The sequence below is a fragment of the Dehalococcoidia bacterium genome (genome assembly GCA_041653995.1).
In the GTDB taxonomy this organism is placed as follows: Bacteria; Chloroflexota; Dehalococcoidia; order GIF9; family UBA5629; genus CAIMUM01.
In genome coordinates this window covers 820,968-843,337 of the sequence record JBAZEK010000001.1, presented here as the reverse complement: position 1 = coordinate 843,337, position 22,370 = coordinate 820,968, and the positions used below count along the sequence as shown (strand labels likewise).

The 22,370-nt window shown below is 53.4% G+C and carries 21 protein-coding genes and 1 pseudogene; 11 read left to right on the top strand and 11 right to left on the bottom strand.

Going from position 1 to position 22,370, the window contains the following annotated elements:
* Nucleotides 1-20: 20 nt before the first annotated feature.
* The 4 genes from WC359_04115 to WC359_04100 are packed head-to-tail and all read right to left on the bottom strand — an operon-like array spanning nucleotide 21 to nucleotide 4,403.
* Entirely contained in the window at nucleotides 21-1,259 is a 1,239-nt protein-coding gene (locus WC359_04115; GenBank protein ID MFA5399602.1) for a glycosyltransferase, read from the bottom strand.
* A 27-nt stretch (nucleotides 1,260-1,286) separates the two neighbouring features.
* Nucleotides 1,287-2,255 carry a GNAT family N-acetyltransferase gene (locus WC359_04110; protein MFA5399601.1) on the bottom strand — a complete coding sequence of 323 codons (969 nt, stop codon included), beginning with the start codon at nucleotides 2,253-2,255 and terminating at the stop codon, nucleotides 1,287-1,289.
* 38 nt (nucleotides 2,256-2,293) lie between these two features.
* A complete protein-coding gene (locus WC359_04105) occupies nucleotides 2,294-3,688 on the bottom strand; it encodes an MBL fold metallo-hydrolase (GenBank protein ID MFA5399600.1) in 1,395 nt (464 codons plus the stop codon).
* A complete protein-coding gene (locus WC359_04100) occupies nucleotides 3,681-4,403 on the bottom strand; it encodes a TIGR00730 family Rossman fold protein (protein MFA5399599.1) in 723 nt (240 codons plus the stop codon). The genes WC359_04105 and WC359_04100 overlap by 8 nt, the downstream gene beginning before the upstream one ends.
* A 116-nt stretch (nucleotides 4,404-4,519) precedes the next feature.
* On the opposite strand from WC359_04100, the gene ffh reads away from it, so the two are divergent.
* Nucleotides 4,520-5,851: a signal recognition particle protein gene (gene ffh / locus WC359_04095; GenBank protein ID MFA5399598.1), complete on the top strand. Its 1,332-nt coding sequence runs from the start codon at nucleotides 4,520-4,522 to the stop codon at nucleotides 5,849-5,851.
* A gap of 7 nt (nucleotides 5,852-5,858) precedes the next feature.
* Here the strand turns inward: ffh and WC359_04090 are convergent, their stop codons facing one another.
* The 7 genes and pseudogenes from WC359_04090 to ychF all read right to left on the bottom strand — a co-directional run bounded on the left by WC359_04090 (nucleotide 5,859) and on the right by ychF (nucleotide 14,674).
* Nucleotides 5,859-6,467, bottom strand: coding sequence for a hypothetical protein (locus WC359_04090; GenBank protein ID MFA5399597.1), 609 nt, complete (start codon nucleotides 6,465-6,467; stop codon nucleotides 5,859-5,861).
* A 26-nt stretch (nucleotides 6,468-6,493) separates the two neighbouring features.
* Entirely contained in the window at nucleotides 6,494-7,588 is a 1,095-nt protein-coding gene (gene rpoD / locus WC359_04085) for an RNA polymerase sigma factor RpoD (protein MFA5399596.1), read from the bottom strand.
* 108 nt (nucleotides 7,589-7,696) lie between these two features.
* A pseudogene (locus WC359_04080) lies at nucleotides 7,697-7,759 on the bottom strand (sigma-70 factor domain-containing protein).
* A gap of 444 nt (nucleotides 7,760-8,203) precedes the next feature.
* Entirely contained in the window at nucleotides 8,204-10,075 is a 1,872-nt protein-coding gene (dnaG, locus tag WC359_04075) for a DNA primase (GenBank protein MFA5399595.1), read from the bottom strand.
* Between the two features lie 47 nt (nucleotides 10,076-10,122).
* Nucleotides 10,123-11,142 (bottom strand): deoxyguanosinetriphosphate triphosphohydrolase, encoded by a 1,020-nt coding sequence (locus WC359_04070; GenBank protein ID MFA5399594.1) that lies wholly within the window; start codon nucleotides 11,140-11,142, stop codon nucleotides 10,123-10,125.
* Between the two features lie 44 nt (nucleotides 11,143-11,186).
* A complete protein-coding gene (gene ppsA, locus WC359_04065; GenBank protein MFA5399593.1) occupies nucleotides 11,187-13,454 on the bottom strand; it encodes a phosphoenolpyruvate synthase in 2,268 nt (755 codons plus the stop codon).
* A 119-nt stretch (nucleotides 13,455-13,573) separates the two neighbouring features.
* Nucleotides 13,574-14,674, bottom strand: coding sequence for a redox-regulated ATPase YchF (gene ychF, locus WC359_04060; GenBank protein MFA5399592.1), 1,101 nt, complete (start codon nucleotides 14,672-14,674; stop codon nucleotides 13,574-13,576).
* Nucleotides 14,675-14,807: 133 nt separating this feature from the next.
* Between ychF and rpsF the strand changes: the two genes are divergently transcribed.
* The 10 genes from rpsF to ileS are packed head-to-tail and all read left to right on the top strand — an operon-like array spanning nucleotide 14,808 to nucleotide 22,338.
* Nucleotides 14,808-15,095 carry a 30S ribosomal protein S6 gene (gene rpsF, locus WC359_04055; GenBank protein MFA5399591.1) on the top strand — a complete coding sequence of 96 codons (288 nt, stop codon included), beginning with the start codon at nucleotides 14,808-14,810 and terminating at the stop codon, nucleotides 15,093-15,095.
* A gap of 16 nt (nucleotides 15,096-15,111) precedes the next feature.
* Nucleotides 15,112-15,516: a single-stranded DNA-binding protein gene (ssb, locus tag WC359_04050; GenBank protein MFA5399590.1), complete on the top strand. Its 405-nt coding sequence runs from the start codon at nucleotides 15,112-15,114 to the stop codon at nucleotides 15,514-15,516.
* Nucleotides 15,517-15,551: 35 nt separating this feature from the next.
* Entirely contained in the window at nucleotides 15,552-15,839 is a 288-nt protein-coding gene (gene rpsR / locus WC359_04045) for a 30S ribosomal protein S18 (protein MFA5399589.1), read from the top strand.
* A gap of 19 nt (nucleotides 15,840-15,858) precedes the next feature.
* Nucleotides 15,859-15,999 (top strand): 50S ribosomal protein L34, encoded by a 141-nt coding sequence (rpmH, locus tag WC359_04040; protein MFA5399588.1) that lies wholly within the window; start codon nucleotides 15,859-15,861, stop codon nucleotides 15,997-15,999.
* A 7-nt stretch (nucleotides 16,000-16,006) separates the two neighbouring features.
* A complete protein-coding gene (rnpA, locus tag WC359_04035; GenBank protein ID MFA5399587.1) occupies nucleotides 16,007-16,369 on the top strand; it encodes a ribonuclease P protein component in 363 nt (120 codons plus the stop codon).
* Nucleotides 16,338-16,550 (top strand): membrane protein insertion efficiency factor YidD, encoded by a 213-nt coding sequence (yidD, locus tag WC359_04030; GenBank protein MFA5399586.1) that lies wholly within the window; start codon nucleotides 16,338-16,340, stop codon nucleotides 16,548-16,550. The genes rnpA and yidD overlap by 32 nt, the downstream gene beginning before the upstream one ends.
* Before the next feature lie 41 nt (nucleotides 16,551-16,591).
* Nucleotides 16,592-17,770 (top strand): PQQ-binding-like beta-propeller repeat protein, encoded by a 1,179-nt coding sequence (locus tag WC359_04025; GenBank protein ID MFA5399585.1) that lies wholly within the window; start codon nucleotides 16,592-16,594, stop codon nucleotides 17,768-17,770.
* A gap of 9 nt (nucleotides 17,771-17,779) precedes the next feature.
* Complete coding sequence (locus WC359_04020; GenBank protein MFA5399584.1) at nucleotides 17,780-18,607, top strand: YidC/Oxa1 family membrane protein insertase; 828 nt, start codon at nucleotides 17,780-17,782, stop codon at nucleotides 18,605-18,607.
* 2 nt (nucleotides 18,608-18,609) lie between these two features.
* Nucleotides 18,610-19,272 (top strand): RNA-binding cell elongation regulator Jag/EloR, encoded by a 663-nt coding sequence (jag, locus tag WC359_04015; GenBank protein ID MFA5399583.1) that lies wholly within the window; start codon nucleotides 18,610-18,612, stop codon nucleotides 19,270-19,272.
* A gap of 3 nt (nucleotides 19,273-19,275) precedes the next feature.
* A complete protein-coding gene (gene ileS, locus WC359_04010; protein MFA5399582.1) occupies nucleotides 19,276-22,338 on the top strand; it encodes an isoleucine--tRNA ligase in 3,063 nt (1,020 codons plus the stop codon).
* Nucleotides 22,339-22,370: the final 32 nt, after the last annotated feature.

The window sequence follows — 22,370 nt, the reverse complement described above, 5'->3', positions numbered from 1 at the left end:
ATTCCTCTGGCTGTATTGGATTATCTGCATGATGGCATAGTCAGTACAGCTTCTGTAGGCACTTTTAACACGTCCCGATACTCACGAATGACCCTGTCCGCAATTGAGTTCCAGCCATAATTCATTGAAAGCTCCGCACCCGGGCGGGGTACATCCGGCGCGTTGCCTTCTATATATATGCTGATATACGCCGCCAGGGTTTCCGCCCTGTTATCGGGGATAATTTTACATAAAGTCGTAAGTTTCGATATCTCAGATATCTCCCCCACGCATGTCGCAAGGACAGGCGTGCCGCAGGCCACTGATTCGAGCGCGGTGAGACAGAAGCTTTCGTAATACGACGGTATTACGCAGAGATCGGCTGCGTTGTAATACAGGGACATTTTCTCGTGGTCGACCGGGCCCGTAAAAATCACACGGTCCCTGAGATATTCACTCCCGTAGCCGGCAGCCTGCCCCGGATCTCCCATACGGCGATTGCCGTAACCTACCACCAGGAGTTGGAAGTCGTTGCCCTGCTTGAGCAGGGAGACAGCCTTCAGCAGGTTATTGAGCCCTTTGATGGGATCGGGCCTACCGACAAACAAAAGCGTCGGCTTATCGGGGAGGCCGCAGGCGGCTCTGGCAGCCGGCCTTTGTATGGGGTGAAATAGAGCGGGATTAACACCGCAGGGTATGACGCTGATTTTATCCGCAGATACGCCGTACCTGTCGACCATTTCCTGTTTTTCAATCGAGGTCGATGCGATGACGCGATCACAGGAGTTGATGACAGACCTTTCATGGACTATTCGGGATTCAGGCTCCGGAGATCCCGGCAAGGAGCTGTTTTTCAGGGCGCCAAGCGTGTGGAACATGGTTATGTGCGGTATCTGCCAGAAGTCTTTCAGGTGGTTGCCTGCCAGACCCGAAAGCCAGTAGTGGCTGTGTATAACGTCGTAGTGCAGGTTCAGATTCCGGCAGTGTGAGTTAACGGCCTGAGCCAGGCTGTGTGCATAGTCCGCCGGACCGGAATCTGTAATAGGCCTGGAGCGGGCGTCATTGATATGTATCAATCCTGTGTGGCAGCTAGGCCCGCTGAAGTTGCACGGCTGGTTGTCTTCATGGCAACAGGTGAATACGTCTGCAGTTACCCCCAGTTTTGCGAGTTCCAGGTACAGATTCTGAATATAAACGTTCATCCCGCCCGTGTAGCGGCCTCCCGGCTTGCTCCAGGGGCAGGTATGTAAGCTTAAGAGCGCGATGCGCAAATGGTCCATCGAAGGATTATTCCGGTATCTGAATATCTAAAAATTAATTATACATCTAAAAAGGCCGTCTTCTTTACCGCCCAGGTGGAATTTGTATTTCTCTGCGCCTTTAAGGAAATTATAATGCGTTTTTCCCTTCATGATGCTGTCCCGGATACTGTAGTACTTTGACAGCAGCCCTGCGCTCAGCCAGCGGTAGGCCGGGGAATAGCCGCTGTTATACAGGTATATACCGTCCTGGTATTCAAAGCAAAGGGTGGCTGCGATTGGTGTGTTATTCAGCTCCAGTATCCCCAGCCGCAGCATGCCGCGGGCCTCGCTTAAACCAATAATCTCCCGCATGAAGAGCTCTATGGATGGTGTGAGGAATCGTTTTTTGTCTTCCCTGCTCTCCCTGAAAAATTGCAGGAAGAGATCTGTATCTGCGTCGCTTGCCCTGTCCTGTACCCTGTATGCTACGTCGCCCTCCTCGTTCAGTCGCCGTTCCTTGCGCAGCAATTCGTGCCTCTGTTTTGCGCTGAGCAGAGCAAGATATCCCGCCGTATCCGTGGGCAGATCAAGCGATACTGTAACATCGTCCTGAACGCAGCTCACATCAAGACCCCTCTCCTTTGCCAGGGGTATGAGCACCCGGCGCACGCTGGAGTCGGGCAGGAGCAAGCCTAAATCCAATTTTGCTGCCCTGGTCTCAGAAATGTGATGGAATAGCGTACGATAAAAAACCTCGTCACGTCCCTTTTCGATTATAAAATCCTGGAAATCGAACAGGTTGTCGCTGCCGATAAAACGCAGGATGCCTTCCTTCAAGCGAAGGGGTGCAATGCCGATTACTTTGCCTTCTTCTTCCACCGAGCCGGCATGCAGCGTGCTACCCTCGCCGAAATGTTTCCACCAGTTCTCAGCCCAGTCCGGCGATGAGAAAGGCGAACTGATCCGCGAGCGCAGGTAAAGTTCATTCCAGGGCCGGCGCAGTTGATCAAGATTAAGTGAATGGAATTGGGCCATCGATAGTCCCCCGTGTCTTTCCCCAAGGGTTTATAGAGCTACAGTTGAAAGGTCTGGCCCTCTTCGGGCACTTCTACATCGTGCAATCCCATTTCTTTGAACGCATCCGCCAGGGATAGCGCCGACTTTTCCTCACCGTGTACAACGAATACCTTCTGCCATCTTTCCCTGCCGGCGCCTATCCATCCGATAAGGTCATTGCGGTCCGCGTGGGCGCTGAATTCATTAAATATCTCCACACGGCAGCGCAGCTTGTATTTTTCTCCGAAGATGGTTACCTCCGGCCATCGCTCCGCGATCTTGCGGCCGAGCGTATTCTCCGCCTGCCAGCCAACGATCAGTACGGCATTTTTTGGCTTTCCGATATTGTTTTTCAGGTGGTGCGTTACGCGCCCGGCTTCGGCCATGCCCGACCCGGCGATGATCATCATGGGAGTTTTAATCATATTTAGATGCTTGGACTCCTCCACGCTTGATACGTAATGCAGGCCGCGGAAGCCGAAGGGGTCGGCCACGGTCCTGAGCAACTGGGCTGTATCGGCATCGTAACACTCCGGGTGGACCCTGAAAATATCGGTGGCATCGATGGCCAGGGGACTGTCAATATAAATGGGGAAGTCTGGTATGCGGCCGGCCAGTTTCAACTGGTGCAGGCAGTAGATCAGCTCCTGCGTCCGCTCGAGGGCGAACGACGGCACTATGATCTTGCCTCCCCTCGAGATGGTTTCATTGATCACCGCCGCAAGCTTGTCCAGCACCAGATTTATATCTGAGTGCGTTCTATTGCCGTATGTGCTTTCGATGATTAGAATGTCCGCATCCGCAACGATATGGGGGTCGCGGATGATGGGCATATCCTTGCGTCCCAGGTCACCTGTGAAGCAAACCGACAGTTTTCTATCCCCATCGGCTATATTGATGACCGTGATGGCTGAGCCGAGGATATGTCCCGCGTCGTGAAAGATGACGCTGATTCCCCTGGCGAGATCGAATCTATGCTCATAGGAGTTGCCTCTCAGCAGTCTCAGTGTGGGAGGCACGTCGGTCGTATCGTACAGGGGCTCTGCCGGCGGCTGATTATGCCTGCGGCGCACCTTGTTGACATACCGGATATCGCTTTCCTGGATGCTGGCTGAATCGGTGAGCATGATATTGGCCAGGTCCAGCGTGGCCGAGGTGCAGTTTACATCGCCATCGAATCCCTGCTTGACCAGGTTGGGCAGGTTGCCCAGGTGGTCCATGTGTGCATGTGAGATGATGGCCGAATCAACCGACCTTGGATCGAACGAGAAATGCAGGTTTCGCTGATATGTCTCCGACCTGCGGCCCTGAAATAGACCGCAATCGAGCAGTAAGCGGTAACCGTTGATATCGAGCAGGTGCCGTGAACCTGTGACTGTGCGCGCGGCGCCGTGAAATGAGAGGTTAATCAATAGCCTGCCTGCCCACTATAGCCTGCCTGAGATACCAGCTGCTGACTATATCCAGCACCTCTGATGGTTTGTCCGTTATCCTGAGCAGGCGGAGATCCGCGTCGGAGATATAGCCCATTGCCAGGACGGTGGTCTGAAGCCAGTCCAGAAAACCGCGCCAGAAAGTTGAATTAAACAGTATCACAGGGAAAGGCTTGATCTTGCTGGTTTGGATAAGTGTCAGAACCTCGGTCAGCTCATCTAGTGTTCCCATGCCGCCCGGCATGATGACAAAGGCGGTGGCGTATTTGACCAGCATTACCTTACGCACGAAAAAATGATCGAAATTTATGGTCAGGCTTGAATAGACATTGCATTTCTGTTCCTTGGGCAGGACAATATTCAGCCCGATCGATTTGACGCCGGCCTCGCTGGCGCCCAGGTTGGCGGCCTCCATCATGCCGGGGCCGCCTCCCGTGACTATGTTAAACCCCTGCTGTCCGAGCAGATATGCGATCTGGCGAGCGTTCTGGTAATCGGTCTGATTCTCCGTGGCAACCGCCGAGCCGTAGATGGTTACCGCAGGCTCGATGCCGGTGAGCTTGTCAAAGCCGGCTACCAGCTCACCGATATACCTGAAAAGCCGCCAGGACTCTTCCTTTTCAAAGGCATTGATCTCGTATTTTTCAAACATCTTAAATGTATTTAGGATAATCCCCACGAGTGTAGCTGTCAAGGTAACAGGCCGTGTACCTGTAGCCATTTATCTGTAGGGGCGGGTTTAAAACCCGCCCGTTTTTAATTGCGTGTTCTGACTGCAATCACGCAGGGAAAATATGCTATGCTTTATTGATGTTTGAAGTACTGACAGAGAAGCTTAGCAGGATATTCAGCGGGCTGAATAACAAAGGCAGGCTGAGTGAAAAAGATATCGACGAGGCATTGAGGCAGATACGCCTGGCGCTTCTCGAGGCTGACGTCAATTTCAAGGTTGTCAAGAGCTTTCTGGCCGTGGTGAGGGAGAAGGCGCTGGAGGCAAAGGTACTCGAGAGTCTTTCGCCGGCCCAGCAAATAGTCAAAATAGTCAACGAGGAACTGGTTGACGTATTGGGCAGGGAGCCTGCCAGGCTGAAGGCCTCCCCTCGTCAACCGTCTGTGATAATGCTGGTTGGGCTCCAGGGTGCTGGCAAAACCACGACGGCAGCCAAACTGGCGTTTCACTTAAAACAATCAGGCCAGAAGGTGCTTCTGGTGGCGGCCGATACGCGCAGGCCTGCCGCCATCGATCAGCTTAAGGTGCTGGGCGGCCAGCTTGATATTCCCGTATATCACGAGGACGTAACTGCCAGCCCGGTTCACATCAGCCGTAATTCAGTTGCCAGGGCGGAGGAGACGGCGGCTGCGTGGGTGATAATCGACACCCAGGGGAGGTTGCATATCGATGAGCCTCTGATGCAGGAGCTGAAGGACATTAAAAAGGCGGTTTTACCGGTCGAGATATTGTTGATAGCCGATGCCATGACCGGACAGGATGCGGTGAATATCGCGGGGGAATTCAACAGCAGCCTGGGTTTGACTGGTCTCATATTGACCAAGATGGACGGAGATGCCAGAGGCGGTGCGGCGCTTTCCATCAAATCGGTGACCGGTGTACCGATTAAATTCACCGGCATGGGTGAAAAGACCGCTTCGCTGGAGGTTTTCTATCCTGACAGGTTGGCCTCGCGCATCCTTGGAATGGGCGATGTGCTCACGCTCATTGAGAAGGCGGAGAAGACCTTTGATAAACAGCAGATGGCGAAGCTGGAATCCAAGCTGAGAAAGTCCGAATTTGACCTCAATGATCTGCTGGAACAGATGAGGCAGATAAAGAAGATGGGCAGCTTCAGCCAGCTTGTGGACATGATACCCGGCTTCTCCAAGCTTACCAAGGGGATATCGGATAAAGACAGTCAGGACAGGACCAAAAAGATAGAGGCTATTATCCTTTCCATGACAGCGGAAGAGAGGTCAAATCCCGATCTGGTCAACGGCAGCCGAAAACGCAGGATAGCCAGAGGCAGCGGAACCACGCCGGGCGATGTCAATCAGCTTCTTAACCAGTTCTACGGAATTCAGAAGATGACCAGGATGATGGCTAAAGGCAAATTGCCTAAGAACATAGCAGGCTTGATGGGACGCTGAGCCCTGGCTACTTCCCTGTTTTAGTAACTCCTGCCAGTTTGAGCTGCCCTTCGGTTATGCTGATCTCTTTCAGTTCGAAACCCAGCTCTTCCATGGGAGCGTTCAACTGGAAGAGGATATTTATCCAGCTCTGCACGCCTCTATCAACGTCGTCCGGAACCGGCAGTTTTCCCAGGTAAAAGTCATGGATCACGAATACCGGTTTTCCGTTTTCCTCGTCCAGCGTTCCGATAAAACCCGTTCTAACCGGAATACCGGGGAAGTTCCATGACGTATACATCATCATGTACCCGTCGTTGAAATTAACCAGCATCTCCTTGGCGGGCACTGTTCCCTCGGCCAGGGCCATGACGATGGTGGAGTTGATCTCCTCCTCTGTGATTACTATCTGCACATCCTTGCTGATTTTCGCTTCGTAGGCTGCCTCGGTAATTTTCTTCGTATCGCTGATCTTTTTATTGAGGCTGTCGACAGCCTCTGAAGACAGGACCACTGGCCTCATACTTGTGCGTATGTCGGGTGTCAGCAATGCCAGTACGTAGCCAAATACCAGGGCGATAATGGCCAGCACCGCCAGTACGCCCATGAATATTAAAAATCCTTGAAGGATTCTCATCGGTTCCCTCCTAAGTCAGCCAGTGATTATTCGAGGTAATCTTTAAGCTTGCGGCTCCGGCTGGGATGCCGCAACTTGCGTAAAGCTTTGGCTTCGATTTGCCTTATCCGTTCGCGTGTTACGTTGAACTCCTTGCCAACCTCTTCCAGCGTCCTGGCCCGGCCGTCCTCAAGTCCGAACCTGAGCAGCAGCACCTTGCGCTCGCGTTCAGTCAACTCGCCCAGGACTTTATCGAGCTGGGCTTTGAGCAGCTCGCGTGAAGCCGCGTCAGCAGGGGGCAGGTTGGAACGATCTTCGATAAAATCGCCCAGATGGCTGTCCTCTTCCTCGCCGATGGGCATCTCAAGGGAGATGGGCACCTGCGAGAGTTTCATGATCTCCCTGACCTTCTCTGCCGATATCTCCATGCCCACACCGATCTCCTCGCAACTGGGTTCGCGTCCAAACTCCTGTGACAGTTTTCTGTTGACCTTGAGCAGCCTGTTGATAGTTTCAACCATGTGTACCGGTATGCGTATGGTCCTGGCCTGATCCGCTATCGCCCGTGTGATGGCCTGCCTGATCCACCACGTGGCATATGTGCTGAATTTGTATCCTTTGCGGTATTCGAACTTTTCAACAGCCCTGACCAGGCCGATGTTGCCCTCCTGTATCAGGTCGAGCAGCGGCATCCCGTGTCCGACGTATTTCTTGGCCACGCTGACCACCAACCTGAGATTGGAGACGGTAAGCTGCTTGCTGGCTTCCCTGCCGTCCCTGTCGATGTGCTCGAATTTCTGTTGAAACGGGTGGCTGTGTCCGTCGATTTTTGCGGCAAGTTTGGTCTCGCCGTCCTTATTAACGATCTGCTTGACCTTATCCCAGGTCGAGTTGCTGTCTATGATAGAAAATATCTCGGGATTGATGATGCGAACATAGATTGAGTAATCGACAAGCCTCTTTTCGATCTCGTGGGGCTCACGGTTCAAATCCGCCGCGATTTTTATGACCGTTTCGGGATTGATAAAGTCATCGATCGCCTGATGCAGCTTCTGACTGAGCAGTCTTTCTTTAAAGCTGGGTTTCTTGGCGACGTTGAGTTGTTCCCCCAGTCTGTCGATAACGGTGTCGCTGTCCGCCAGGTTCTTTAACAGCTGAATAACGAAGTCGGATATACTGGGGAAACGGTTTTCCTGGTGGCGGAAGGCCTCACGGATATGGGCCATATATTTAAAGGGCTCGATTTTACTGGCGAGTTCACGTTCCAGCTTGGCGTTCAGCAACGGGTATTTTCCGATCTCATGCAGATACATTCTGACCGGGTCGTCGATTGCTTCATGCTCGGCCAGCTCGATCTCAAGCTCTATGAGCGGCTTTTCCTCCACTTCGGGCTTGAGCCACTCTTCGGCAAACTCAGGGGCGGCTTCGATATCGCTGAAAAGCAGTTCTTTCTCGTCCTGAGGCATGGCTTCGGCTTCGATCTTGCCCCAGGGGTCGGGGCGTACCTCGAATCCCGTTTGCTTTAGTGCGGCGCCTTCGACTTCGACAGTCACAGGCTCAACCTTGACCTTGACCTTTACCTTCACCTTCACCTTCACCTTATCCCCGGCGGCACCCTTAAGCGTACTCTTGACCGCAGCCTTAGCCGGGCTTTTAGCCGCACTTTTAACCGCGCCCTTAACCACGACTTTACCCTTCCCCGCAGGCTTTGCCGGAGACGTTTTCTTACTCTTCACCTTGTTTGAGATCTTTGCCATTCAGGCTCCCTTTGTACGGCTGAAAAGTCGGCCGCGCTTATTGAAGATATCATGCAGTTGCTGACTTTCCTTTATATCCAGTTCGATTAATTTGGCTAATTGACTATCGACATCACCGCTGCCTTTCTCTTCAGACAGGATGAATTTCTTCTCAATCTCACGATTTCTTATGTGGCGCTCAAGCAATCTATTGATGCAATCGTTCAATGTGTTTTCCCGATCCTTACGATCATGATATACGGATGAAGGTATTTTGTTCCCCATGGATATCAGCTGGTCATAGAATTCCTTCAGCAGGGGATCCATATCCTCGCCAAGCGAATTCGGATCAGCAGCACTCTGCCATTTCAATAATATAGCCTTATTTTCCGAAAGTTCAAAATATTTCTCCGATAGTCTCATGCCTTCCTCTCGGAGATCGCTAAATAGGAGCAATAACGCCAGAACATACTTTTCAATATGATGTGGAGATGCGATCTGGTCGGCATAGCTCTTTATTGTCTTGCTTCCGCTCGCCGCTCTGGATTTTTTTTCCTTGATCCGGAATTCGGATATTGCATCATGTACGAACCCTTTGTTAAGACCGAGAAGGTGCGACAACTTCTCAACATAATGGGCACGCCGGACATTGTCATCTACTTGAGATAGAATTGGTAAAAACTTTGATACTAATGCGGACTTATCTTTGGGATTATTTTTGTCTATATTAGCAATTTCCTTTTTTAAAGTAAAATCGATTATAGGCTGAGACTCCTTAAGCAGCCCGGCCCATTTATCGGGCGAACCGCGTATGATTTCATCCGGATCTTTCCCTCCCGCGATCTCGATCACCTGAACCTCATGCTTGACCAGTTCACTGTAGGTCTTTGGCTCGATCCAGGGCATCCAGTGGTCCTTGGGTATCTGTTCATCGATGGTGGTTATGCTGCGAGCCGTGGCCTCAAGCCCGGCCGCATCGGCATCGAGTGCAACGATGATATTGCGCGTCAGCTTGCGCAGAGTAGATATCTGTTTTTCCGTGAGGGCGGTGCCCATCGATGCGACCGTATTTTCGAATCCGAACTGGTGCGCCGCCAGCGTATCCATGTATCCTTCGCTGATCACCACGCTGTCATGTTGCCTGATCGCTGTTGCAGCGCGCTCGACCCCGTAGATAATGGAGCTCTTGTCGAACAGTATCGATTGCGGCGAATTCAGGTATTTGGGGATTGAATCGTCCAGCGCGCGGCCGCCGAATCCGACCACCCTGCCCTTTACATCCCGAATGGGGAACATCAACCTGTTTCTGAACCTGTCGTGGAAGCCGCCTGTATCGCGCTGAACGATCAGCCCGACTGCCAGCATATCGTCATCCCTGTAGCCTGCTTTGGACAGATAGCCGAGCAGGCCGTCCCACTTATTGGGCGAGTATCCCAGTTGAAAATTGTCTATTACCGTCTGGGAAAGGCCCCGGCCTGTCGTATATTTTCTGGCTGTCTCAGCCTCTGCGTCATGCAGCAGCAGATAGTGATAGTATTCCGCGGCGACCTCGTTCAGTTTGAAAAGGGTGTCCTGTCGGGACTTCTCTTCGGCGGAGGCCTGGCTGGTCTTGTAAGTGAGAGTGATATTGGCCTTTTCCGCCAGGATACGCAGTGCCTGGCCGAAATCGATACCTTCCTTTTTCATCATGAAGGTGAAGATGTCGCCTCCCGTGGCGCATGCTCCGAAACAATGCCAGCTCTGCTTCTCGGGGAAAACGAAAAAAGAGGCCGTTTTTTCGCTGTGGAAGGGACAGGTGGCCTTGTAGTTGCGGCCCGACTTGGTCAGCTTGACATACTGCGACACCACGTCCACGATGTCCAGCCTCTGCTTGATCTCGTCTGTCGTGTTCATCGTCCGATCAGAGCTTGGTTATTACGCGGATATTGAGAAACCGGTGTTTATCTGAGGTTTTCTGCTGTGAGTATAGCATAATGGTCCGTCATGCCTGCTATATAGTCGGCGATGCGGCGCTCATCTCCGCCATCCAGTAACCGGTACTCTTCGGGAAGCATGGACGGATCACGCAGGAAATGGCGGTACAAAAGAAGTATTATCTCGCGGGCGTCCGACGCTTTCCCTGCCTCCAGGCTGTTCCGGTAAACCCTGGCGAAGAGAAACTCGCGCAGCTCGTTTGCAGCGTTCAGAACTTCGGGGCTCATTCCTATGATCTGCCGGTCGGCGCCGCCGTCCATCTTTCCCGATGAAAAGGCGACGATGTTCGTGACCAGCGTGTTGATGCGGCTTGAATTGGACTGTCCCAGTGTCCTTACGGTGGAGGCCGGCAGGTCGGAGCGGGATATTATGCCGGCGCGGATAGCGTCTTCGACATCGTGGTTTATATAGGCCACCAGATCGGCCATCTTCACCACCTGGCCCTCCACTGTGGACACGGTATTCCATCCTTCTTCCAGTATCTCGAGGTCGCCCTTGGAATGGTTCAATATGCCGTCCCGCACCTCCCAGGTCAGGTTAAGTCCCATGCCGTTGTTTTCGATATAGTCCACCACCCTCAGGCTCTGCTCGTAATGTTTGAATCCGCCGGGGACCAGTTCGTTCAGCACATTTTCACCTATGTGCCCGAAGGGTGTATGTCCCAGGTCATGGCCGAGGGCAATAGCCTCAGTCAGGTCTTCGTTCAAGCAAAGCGCCCGGGAGATAGTGCGGCCTATCTGTGAAACTTCCAGCGTATGCGTCAGGCGTGTTACATAGTGGTCGCCCTCGGGAGCAATGAATACCTGGGTCTTGTGTTTGAGCCTGCGGAAGGCATTGGAGAATATAATGCGGTCCCGGTCGCGCTGGAAAGCGGTTCTCAAAGGGCACGGTTGCTCGGCAACCCTCCTGCCGCGGCTGGCTATGCTGCGCGCCGCGTAGGGTGACAGGTTCTCCTCGGCCTGCTCCAGCCTTTGTCGAACATTCATTTCATACATGAGTAAACCATGCTGATCGGCAGCGCCCGTTATTTTCAGGCGGCCAGTTTACCTTCCGCGTCGGCTATGATATGTCGCGTCTCGTCGATCATATCAGGTGTCACGGATATCGATGTGATCCCCCAGCTTACCAGCTTTTCGGTTATCTCGGGATAGGTAGATGGCGCCTGCCCGCAGATCGAGCAGGTGATACCCTTGCTGACCGAGGTGGTTACGGCCCTTTCAATGGCCAGCATCACGGCCTCGTTTCTTTCGTCGAACTGCGTGGCAAGTTTGGAGTTATCCCTATCTATACCCAGGATAAGCTGCGTCAGGTCGTTGGAACCAATGGATATGCCGTCGATGCCGGCATCGATAAATTTATCCATGAGCAGGATATTGGAAGGCACCTCGACCATCATCCACAGCTTGAACTTGGGGAACAGGTAGAAGCCCTCCTCCGTCAGTATCTTCTTAATTTGTACGATCTCGGATACAAAGCGCACGAAGGGAATCATGACGTAAAGGTTATCGTAGGACTGGCAGACTCTTTTAATGGCGTCGAGCTCCATCCTGAAAACCTCTACTTCGTGGGTATACCTTGAGCAGCCCCGGTAGCCGATCATCGGGTTTTCTTCGGTCTCCTCGTATTTATAGCCGCCGGGCAGATTCCTGTACTCGTTGGTTTTAAAATCGGTGGTGCGGTACACGACCGGCCTGGGATGAAAAGCCCGGGTAAACATGGTGATATTCTTGGTCAGCACATCCATGTATTGGGCGGCTTTGCCTTCGTGAAGCATGAAGCGAGGATGTCCCGCCATCCTGGCCATGATGAACTCGGCCCTCAAGAGGCCCACTCCGTCCACGTCGCGCTCCGCTATCCTCTCCGCCAGCTCGGGCTCGGCCAGATTTACATAAAGTTTGGTTTTAGTCTTGATGCGGGCGCCCGACGTGCTGCGGGCTTTGGCCTTTTTGCTCTTGATAGCAACTCGGCCGGCATAGACTTTGCCGGACGATCCGTCGACGGTCACCTCCTGGCCGTCTTTGAGCAGGGAGGTAGCGCGCTCGGTGCCCACGATGCAGGGGATGCCGAGCTCCCTGCTGACGATCGCTGCGTGGGCTGTCCTTCCGCCCCTGTCCGTAATTATGCCGACGGCCCGTTTCATAGCCGGCACGAAATCAGGTGTCGTCATCTCGGCCACCAGGATATCGCCGTCTATGATTTTATCGATTTGCGATGGATCACGGATGATCTTGACCACGCCGCTGGCAGCGCCGGGGCTTGCCGCTACACCGGTTAAGATGGCCTCAGCTTTAAGCTCGTCCACGGTGGATGCGTCCAGCGGCTGATTGAGAGTGGTGACGGGACGGGTCTGTACGATATACAGTTTCCCGCCTTCCTTGGCCCATTCGACGTCCTGCGGCGTTTTATAGTGATCCTCCAGCCTTTTGCCGATGTTGGCCAGGCCTATGATATCCGCATCGTCAATTTTCTGTATTTTTTGACGTTTGGGCGTCACCGGCGCCTTGATATTTGTCTCAAGGTCGTCGGCTTTAACCTCGAGGTTGCGTGTCAGGAACCAGTCCTGTTCGACGATTTTTTTATCCAGTATAGTCAGGCTGTTTTTATCCAGAGTGTACTGATCAGGGGTCAGGTCCCCTGAAACAATGGCTTCGCCCAGACCGAAAATAGCCTCGATCAGTATTTTGCTGCGGTCGCTGCTGAGCGGCTCCACCGTGAACATTACGCCGGCGGCCTCCGACTGGATCATTCTCTGCACAGGTACGGCTATACCAACCTTGAAGTGATCGAAACCCTGCTCATGGCGGTAAAAAATAGCCCTCGATTCAAATAGAGAAGCCCAGCATTCCTGCACAGCCTTGACCACGGATTCCTCGCCCTGAATGTTGAGGAATGTGCGCTGTTGCCCGGCAAATGAAGCATCCGGAAGGTCCTCCGCAGTTGCCGAAGACCGCACCGCCACCAGCCCTCCTCCCAGCTTACGGTAGGATGTCTGTATCTCTTTCACCATGTGTTCCGGCATGGCCACGCTGACGATTTTCTCTTTTATATGGAAAGACGCGTCCTGCAGCGCCCGGCTGTCGTTTGCATTTACATCCTTCAGCAGTTTCCTTATCTCGTCCATAAGGTTGGTCGCTTCCAGGAACTCGTAATAGGCTGTGGCGGTTACGACAAAGCCGGGTGGGACCGGAATATCGGCGTGTACCATCTCGCCCAGGTTGGCGCCCTTGCCGCCCGCGATGCCGATGTCTTCCCTTGTGATTTCCTCAAACCAGGCTATGATTTTGTGGCTTTTTTTCATGGAACTCCTTAAATAGTCAGTATGCCGGAAGAATCGTCGACTATTATAACACCGTGGTTTTTACCGGTGAACTTGAAGAGAAAGGATCACAGGGGGCACGGTACAAATATTGGCGATTATTATACGTTGAACAGGAAATGCATGATATCCCCGTCGCGCACGGCATAGGTTTTACCTTCCAGCCTCAGTAAACCGTGCTTGCGCGCCTCGGCCGTGCTTCCGCTCTTGATAAAATCGTCATAGCTCATAACCTCGGCCCTGATAAAACCCCTCTCGATATCGGTGTGGATCTTGCCGGCCGCCTGGATGGCGGGTGTATTCTCCCTGACAGTCCATGCTTTCACCTCGTCTTCTCCCACCGTGAAGAAAGATATTAAACCCAGCAGGCTGTAGGAATGCCTGATAACAGCGGCGAAGGCGGTTTCTTTGAGGCCGATATCCTTGCGGAACTCATCCGCCTCATCGTCCTGCAGTTGCGCCAGCTCCCTTTCCAGTTTGCCGCACATGGAGATAAGCTCCACCTGCGGCATGGAACAGGCTGTTTTGAGAGTGCCAAGGATGCTTTCCGCCTCGGGCAACTGCTTTTCGCCGATGTTGATCACGATCAACATCGGCTTGGCCGTCAGAAACTGGTAATTGCTGATCGCCCGCAATTCGTCTGCGGCCAATTTTTGCAGCCTGATAGGGATGCCCTGGTCCAAAGAAGCCTTGATTTTCCCGAGCAGAGCCTGCTCTTTGACAGCCGAGTCCCGCTCGGAGGACTTCCCCATTTTCAATGCTGACTCGAGGCGTCCCAGCCGTTTCTCGATGATGGTCAGGTCGGAGAACACGAGCTCCATGTCCAGTGTTTCGATGTCTTTGAGCGGATCGATCCTCCCGTCCACATGGGGTATATTCGCATCTTCGAAAGCCCTCACGACCTGCAGTATGGCATCCGAAGTGCTGAGGCTGTTGAGAAACTGCCCGCTGACCCCCTGCTCCCTGCCGAATCCTTTGGGAAGCCCGGCGTAATCCACGTATTTTATCTCGGCCAGTGTAGTCTTTTTCGGATGGAAGATGGCGCTGAGCTTCATCACGCGTGCGTCCGGCACCTTGGCTACCGCCGGGAACAGGGTGAGCCCGGCGCCGCCGTGCGGCTTGGGCTCGGCGGAACATTTGGTCAAAGCGTCGAAAACAGTTGTTTTTCCGCTGCCGGGCAAACCTATAATGCTGATTTCCATATTGTGCTGACCTGCTAGAAAACTATATGACAGCCTGAACGAAAATGCAATACCGCAGCTCGAGGCTGAAGCTTGTTGAGAAATTGGGCTGTATGCTATAATCAGTAGAATTTCGCTGCTTGGAGGATTTATTGTGCCCGGTTACGAACTGGTTTTTATTCTGAATGCGGACTTGAGTGAAGATGATTTCACCCGGGTATTGGGAAAGGTCAACGACCAGATAACCAAGCTCGGTGGAACGGTTACGGAGACGAATCAATGGGGAAAAAGAAGGTTTGCTTACCCGATTAAGAAGCAGACTGAAGGCAATTACGTGCTCGAAAAAGTGCAGATCAAACAGACGGCTTTAAAAGAGCTTGACGCCGGTTTGAAGATGTCCGAGGATGTATTAAGGTACCTGTTCGTTCGCGAGAATAGCTGATCTCCGGAGGTGGTTGATGGCGAGCTTGATCAAGATTATTCTGATTGGCCGGGTCGGGGGTGATCCCGAGATGAGATTTACTGCGGACGGTGTAGCAGTCACCACTTTCAGCCTGGCGGCCAATCGCAATGTGCGACAGCCCGACGGGTCCTTCAAAGAGGAGACCGAGTGGTTTCGCATCAGCGCGTGGAGAAAGCTGGCCGAGACATGCAACCAGTTTTTAAACAAAGGTAAGCTGGTTTACGTGGAAGGAAATTTGCGTACACGCTTATATGACGGCAAGGACGGACAGAAACGGGTCAGCCTGGATGTGACGGCAGACAGGGTGCTCTTCCTGGACAAGCAGGGGCCTGCGCAACTGCCGCCCGAGGATGCCCGTGTAATCGAAGGTGATATCGAGCCGGAGGATATCCCCTTTTAAATCCTTAATTGTTAGAGAAGGAGTTTTTTAGATCAATGGAAACCAATACCGTACAGAGAAGGGAGAGGGGGCGCAAATTCATTGTTAAACCCAAGATATGCATGTTTTGTGCCGACAAAGCGCCTATCGACTATAAGAATGTGTCTCTTCTGCAGCGTTTTGTTTCTGATCGCGGCAAGATAGTGCCGAGGAGACGCACCGGTGTGTGTGCCAGGCACCAGCGCAGCCTGGCCCAGGCCATTAAGAGGGCGCGTTATCTGGCCATGCTGGCCTCGTCGCCCAATCATGTCTACAACATGAGCGCATCCGAGAAAAAAGCTTAATCAAATTTGGAGTATTGAATTGCCCAAGAGGACATATCAACCGAAAAAAAGAGCAAGAGTCAGGAAGCACGGTTTTCGCGCCCGGGCGTCTACCAGGGGTGGGCGAGCCGTATTAAAGGCCAGGCGTGCCCGAGGGCGCTGGAAGCTCACTCAGGTATAGCATTGAGATGGCCAAGAGATTGGCTTTAACCAGGAGATCGCAGTATTTAGCAGTATATAAGTCTGGCAAAGCCGCAGCGGATAAACTGCTGGTAATAAAAGCTCTTCCCAACCATCTGGATGTTTTACGCGTTGGCCTCTCGGTAACCAAGGATATCGGGAAGGCAACCGTCAGAAACCGTGTCAGGAGGCTGCTAAAGGAGAATATTCGCCTGATGATAATAAAATCCGGGTGGGACATGGTATTGATCGCCCGGCGACCTGTGGCATGCGTTGATTATCATGAGGTTAACAGGTCGATAACGAAATTGCTCAACCGCCTGGATTTGATGGTAATAGATGCTGAAAACGGTAGCTCTAAAATCAATTAAACTGTACCAGGGCACAATATCGCAGGTTACGCCTTCGGCCTGCCGCTTTACACCGACGTGTTCTCAATATGGATATGAGGCAATACAGAGATACGGCATTTTTAAAGGCAGTTGGATGACTTTTCTCAGGATCTGCCGCTGCAATCCCTGGACTCCCCGCGGCTACGATCCTGTTCCGTGATAGGCCGGCTTAAGATTGAATGAAACTTAGTAGGATAATATATGAGAAAAGTTAGAAATTTGGTCAGGATTGTTATTCTCCTGGGGGTACTCCTGCTGGTATTTGTTTCAGGCTGTATGCCCGGCATGGACGGCGGGTGTTCAGGAGCACAGGCCCAGGGCTGGTCCAGCTTTGCCCCCTACAACGAGTTGATTTGCTTCGGGTCTATGGAGGGATCGGTCATTGCCCTTAGCCCGCAGGCGCGAAGCGAGGGTAAGACTTTCCCCACCGAGACGGAATGGATATATGCCATTAAAACCGCCACGCCGGGATCCACCTGCGGCGCCATGTGCGCCCCGTCATCGTCGGCCTCCGGCAAAGGCATCTACGCCACTCCTGTGGTAATCGGTGACCTGGTTTTAGTGGGCACCTACACCGGCAAAATCTATGCCCTCAATGCCAATCGGGGAGTGGTCCGCTGGATTTACCCCAGGGAAGGCTTCGAAACGGTAGGAGCGATCGTCGGTAATATCGTCACCGACGGGACGGCACTGTATTTCGGCAGCGCCAACGGTAAAATCTATGCGCTCGACGCCGTTACAGGCGATTTTATCTGGGAGTTCCAGACCTCCGACAAGATATGGACGGCTCCCGTTCTGGACAACGGAATAATCTATTCCGGCAACTACGGAGGCAACGTGTATGCCATATCGGCCGAAACAGGCAGGGAGGTATGGAGCATCAAGATCCCCTCGGCGGTAGCCTCGTCTCTCGCTGTAAAGGACCAGCTGCTTTATTTCGGCACATTCGATCGGAACCTGTATGCCGTTGATAAAGCCGATGGAGCCGTGAAGTGGAAATACCAGGCCGGCAACTGGTTCTGGGCCACGCCGGTGATTCGCGACAGCACTATCTATGCAGCCTGCATGGACAAAAAGATATATGCCATCGAGGCTGTCGGCGGCACAGAGATCTGGCAATTCGAGGGAGACGGCCAGATGGTGTCAACCCCTGCCGTGACCGATAAGCACATATTCGCGGTGAGTGAAAAGGGGACGCTTTACAAGCTGGATATAACCAACGGGACCAAGATCAGCAGTATATCGGTCGGCTATACCGTCTACGGGAATCCTTACGCGGAGGGCGACATGGTTTACATATATGCCCGGGATCACAAAGTCTATGCAGTTGATACGGTGAAGAATACCATCACCTGGGATTTTTCTTCAGCGATAAAGTAGGTTAGTTATATGGTTGATATTTGGAATGTAGCTATACTCGATCCGGTACTGAACGGTCTGATCGCCCTTTCCCAGATGCTCTGGAGCAACTTCGGCCTGGCTATCATCGTGCTGACCATAGTGGTCAGGATCGTCCTCATGCCCCTCACGTTCAGGCAGACAAAGTCGACCAAAGCCATGCAGGAGCTTCAGCCCAAGATGCAGGAGCTCCAGAAAAAGTATGCGCGCGACCAGAAGAAACTGCAGCAGGAGATGATGCGCCTCTATAAAGAGGCCGGTATCAACCCCCTGGGATGCATGTGGCCTATGCTGATACAGATGCCCATCTGGATTGCGCTTTATCAATCTATCATGCAGGCCCTTGCGGCTACGCCTGAAAATCTTCTCATATTGTCGCAGCATCTATATCCCTGGGACATGGTGGACCAGGCCATACCGCTTAATGAGAACTTCCTGGGGCTCAGGCTGTCCCAGCCTGACCCGACCATGATCCTTGCCATATTGGTAGGCCTGACCATGTGGGTGCAGCAGAAGATGGTTACGCCGCCCGCCACCGATCCCCGCCAGCAGCAGATGTCGAGCATGACAACCATGATGATGCCCCTGATGTTCGCCTTTTTCACGCTGTCCTTCCCCAGTGGATTGGCCCTTTACTGGGTGGTATCCAATATCATCGGCATAATCATCCAGTACTTCGTGGCCGGCGGCTGGGGCTATTTCACCTTCCCGTCCTTCAGGCAACCTCAGGCTCAGACTCAGCCTCAGAGCGCGACTCAAAAAGCAGCGGAACAGCCTTCCAAGGCACTTAAGGAAGGCGGCGACAAAAAGAAGGGATAGAAGTGAGAGAATTAGAACTGAGCGCCAAGACGGTGGAGGAGGCTACCAGGATTGCCCTTTTGCAGCTCGGTGTCGCCCGCGAAGAGGTTGACATTATCGTGGTCAAGAAAGGTAAATCGGGCGTGCTGGGAGTCGGCGCCGAGGATGCCCGCATCAAGGTGGTCCTGCTCGAAGATGACGATGAAAGGCAACCGGGTGCCATGAGCGATGCGGCCGATACGGCCCGCCAGGTGCTATGCGATGTCCTGCACAACATGGGTATACTGGCCACGGTGGATGTAACCGGGTCGGGTGACGATGGAGTTCCCATCACGCTGAACATCGAGGGAGATGACCTGGGGGTGCTCATCGGCAGGCGCGGGCAGGCACTGTCGTCTCTGCAATACCTGGTCAGACTGATCGTAGCCGAGAAACTGAAAAAATGGGTCTCCGTCAATGTCGACGTGGACTGGTATAAAAAACGCCACTATGAGTCTCTCGCGAAGCTCGCTCTTCGTCTGTCCGAGCAGGTTGCGAGGAGAAGGCGTCCCATTACCATGGAGCCGATGCCTCCCGATGAGAGAAGGATTGTGCATATAACGCTGGCCGATAATCCTGACGTTATGACCCAGAGCACTGGAGAAGGGGACGGGCGCCGTGTGGTAATACAATCAAGGAAAAAGTAGTCCATGTTCCAGCCCGTTAACAGCAAGGTCAGCTTCCCTGATTTGGAGCAGGGGATATTAAAGCTGTGGCGCGACAGAAAAATCTTTGAGCAGAGCATAGACGCCAGATCTTCTTCACCCAGATATATTTTTTACGAAGGTCCTCCCACGGCCAACGGCAATCCCGGCATCCACCATGTCCTGTCACGCGTCTTCAAGGATGTGATACCCCGCTATAAGACCATGAAGGGGTTCTGCGTGCCCAGGAAGGCCGGTTGGGATACGCACGGCCTGCCGGTCGAGCTCGAGGTCGAGAAACAGCTCGGTTTTACAGGCAAGGCGCAGATCGAGGAATACGGCGTAGCCAAATTCAACGCTCTCTGCCGTGAAAGCGTATTCAAGTATCTCAAGCAATGGGATTCCCTTACCGAGAGGATCGGTTTCTGGCTGGATATCGACCATCCCTATGTGACGCTGCATAACTCATACATCGAATCGTGCTGGTGGGGCATCCAACAGCTCTGGAACAAGGACCTGATCTATCAGGGTTACAAGGTTACACCCCACTGCCCGCGCTGCGGTACTTCACTCAGTTCACACGAGGTGGCCCTCGGATACAAGGATGACACGGTCGACCCGTCCGTGTATGTGAAATTCAGGATACACACGCTGCCGCCGTCCGTGGCTTCCGATAAGTCCGGCGGTCTCACGCTGGCGGATGCTGTAGCGAAGGGTAAGGTCTACTTTTTAGCCTGGACGACAACGCCGTGGACGCTTCCCGGCAACACATCGCTGGCACTGGCGGAGGATGCCGATTATGCCGTTATCGCACTGGATGACGAGTATCTGGTCTTTGCGCAGGCCCTGCTTGACCAGGCCGGACTGGGCGGCCGGCCTGTGCTCAAGACGTTTAAGGGAGGCCGGCTGGTCGGATCGCTCTATTATCCCCTGTATAATCCTCACGAATACGATGTTGAAAGAAAGCGCGCCAAGGAAGGCCAGCCGGGGCAGTTCGATGTGCAGCAGCCGGTTAAAGACCTCACCTATAAGATTATTACCGCCGATTTCGTCTCGATGGAGGACGGCACGGGCATAGTGCATATCGCGCCGGCTTTCGGCGAGGTGGATTTCCAGGCAGGTCTGGAGAACAATCTCGATTTCGTGCAGCAGGTGGACCTGGCGGGCAACATCACCGGCACATACTCGTTTTCGGGAAAATTCGTTAAAGACGCCGATGCCGATATACTGGGCGATCTCGAAAAGCGCGGCCTTCTCTACAAGACCGTCAAAATCACGCACACCTACCCGTTCTGCTGGCGCTGCGACGCGCCCCTGGTCTACTACGCCAAGAAGACCTGGTACATCAGGACTTCCGCCAGAAAGGACGAGATGATTGCCGGGAACAGGCAGATAAACTGGTATCCCGAGCATATCAAAGAGGGCCGGTTCGGTGACTGGCTAAATAACAACGTGGACTGGGCCTTTTCACGTGAAAGATACTGGGGAACGCCCCTCAATATATGGGTGTGCCGCAAGTGCGGGCAGTACGATTGCCCGGGTGGAGTGGAGGAGATCAAGGGCAAACCCGGATTACACGGTTACCCCGACGGTATGGACCTGCACAGGCCGTATATCGATGACGTCACCTACACCTGCGCCGCCTGTGGCGATACCATGGTCAGGCAGCCCGAGGTCATCGACTGCTGGTTCGATTCGGGCGCCATGCCTTTTGCCCAGTGGCACTATCCCTTTGAAAACAGTGAGCTCTTCAAGCAGAGCTTCCCCGCCGATTACATATCTGAGGCCGTGGACCAGACCAGGGGATGGTTCTACAGCCTGCACGCCCTTTCCACACTCATATTCGACCAGCCCTGCTTTAAAAACGTCATCTGCCTGGGCCATATCCTTGACGCTCAGGGGGAGAAGATGAGCAAGACCAGGGGAAACGTGGTGGACCCCTGGACCGTTCTCGATTCCTCAGGCGCGGATGCGCTGCGCTGGTATATGTTCACCTCGGGCCCTCCCGGCAACGTCAGGCGCATGTCTCCCGACATGGTGGTCGAGGTCATGCGCAACTTTCTCATGACTCTTTGGAACACCTACTCGTTCTTCGTTATCTACGCCAATATCGATAATTTCGCACCCGGAAAGAAGGCCCCGAAAATCACGTCGGAGCTGGACAGGTGGCTGATCTCAAGCTTGAACCAGCTGATAATCGATGTGGACCGCCATTTGGGTGAATATGATCCCACCGGGGCCGGCCGGAAGATCGAGTCCTTTGTCAACGACCTGTCGAACTGGTACGTCAGGCGCAGCCGGCGGCGTTTCTGGAAGAGCCAGAATGACCACGACAAGCTATCGGCCTACCATACGCTGTACCAGGCGCTGGCGACGCTGGCCAAACTGCTTGCGCCCTTTACGCCCTTCGTTGCGGAAGAGATCTATCAGAATCTGGTCAGGACGGTTGACAAGGATGCGCCGGAAAGCGTTCACCTGGCGCTATTCCCCGATGCCGATGAGAAACAGATCGATACGGATATAATCGCCGGCACAGAGCTGGCCATGAAGGTTTGCAGCATGGGAAGGGCGGCGCGCTCCAGGAGCGCTGTCAAGGTCAGGCAGCCCCTGCCCAAGGTGATCGTGAAGGCCAGGTCGTCTCATGAGAGGGAGGCGCTGCAGAAACTATGCACTCAGATCACGGATGAGTTAAACGTCAAGGAAATGGGATTCACAGAGGAGGAGATGAAAGAGGATAAGAACCTGTCCGTGATAGCTGAGGGCGACTACCAGGTCGGCGTCGTCACGGAGATCAGCAAGGAGCTGCAGGCTGAGGGCCTTGCCAGGGAGATAGTCAGAAGGCTGCAGACCATGCGCAGGTCCGCCGGCCTCGAGATAGCGGACCATATCCGGACCTACTACGAGGGCGGCGAGCAGGTGCAGGCCGTGATGAAGGATTTCGCCGATTATATCAGGCAGGAGACGCTGTCGACGGAGATTCTTCAGAAGTCGGCTGAGCCGCCGGCACACACCGAGAAATTTAAACTCTCTGGGCTTGAGATCACGCTGTCTATCAAGAAACAAGAATAGCCGGCGCTGCGAGCGCATCGGTAAATCAGACC

What these genes read in the sequence shown, in the direction of transcription:
- yidD (MFA5399586.1), top strand. Translation starts at nt 16,338, where the DNA reads ATGCTGAAAACGGTAGCTCTAAAATCAATTAAACTGTACCAGGGCACA.
- rnpA (MFA5399587.1), top strand. Translation starts at nt 16,007, where the DNA reads ATGGCCAAGAGATTGGCTTTAACCAGGAGATCGCAGTATTTAGCAGTA.
- WC359_04070 (MFA5399594.1), bottom strand. Translation starts at nt 11,142, where the DNA reads ATGAATGTTCGACAAAGGCTGGAGCAGGCCGAGGAGAACCTGTCACCC.
- WC359_04115 (MFA5399602.1), bottom strand. Translation starts at nt 1,259, where the DNA reads ATGGACCATTTGCGCATCGCGCTCTTAAGCTTACATACCTGCCCCTGG.
- ffh (MFA5399598.1), top strand. Translation starts at nt 4,520, where the DNA reads ATGTTTGAAGTACTGACAGAGAAGCTTAGCAGGATATTCAGCGGGCTG.
- ssb (MFA5399590.1), top strand. Translation starts at nt 15,112, where the DNA reads ATGGCGAGCTTGATCAAGATTATTCTGATTGGCCGGGTCGGGGGTGAT.
- ileS (MFA5399582.1), top strand. Translation starts at nt 19,276, where the DNA reads ATGTTCCAGCCCGTTAACAGCAAGGTCAGCTTCCCTGATTTGGAGCAG.
- rpsR (MFA5399589.1), top strand. Translation starts at nt 15,552, where the DNA reads ATGGAAACCAATACCGTACAGAGAAGGGAGAGGGGGCGCAAATTCATT.
- WC359_04110 (MFA5399601.1), bottom strand. Translation starts at nt 2,255, where the DNA reads ATGGCCCAATTCCATTCACTTAATCTTGATCAACTGCGCCGGCCCTGG.
- ychF (MFA5399592.1), bottom strand. Translation starts at nt 14,674, where the DNA reads ATGGAAATCAGCATTATAGGTTTGCCCGGCAGCGGAAAAACAACTGTT.
- ppsA (MFA5399593.1), bottom strand. Translation starts at nt 13,454, where the DNA reads ATGAAAAAAAGCCACAAAATCATAGCCTGGTTTGAGGAAATCACAAGG.
- dnaG (MFA5399595.1), bottom strand. Translation starts at nt 10,075, where the DNA reads ATGAACACGACAGACGAGATCAAGCAGAGGCTGGACATCGTGGACGTG.
- WC359_04090 (MFA5399597.1), bottom strand. Translation starts at nt 6,467, where the DNA reads ATGAGAATCCTTCAAGGATTTTTAATATTCATGGGCGTACTGGCGGTG.
- WC359_04020 (MFA5399584.1), top strand. Translation starts at nt 17,780, where the DNA reads ATGGTTGATATTTGGAATGTAGCTATACTCGATCCGGTACTGAACGGT.
- WC359_04025 (MFA5399585.1), top strand. Translation starts at nt 16,592, where the DNA reads ATGAGAAAAGTTAGAAATTTGGTCAGGATTGTTATTCTCCTGGGGGTA.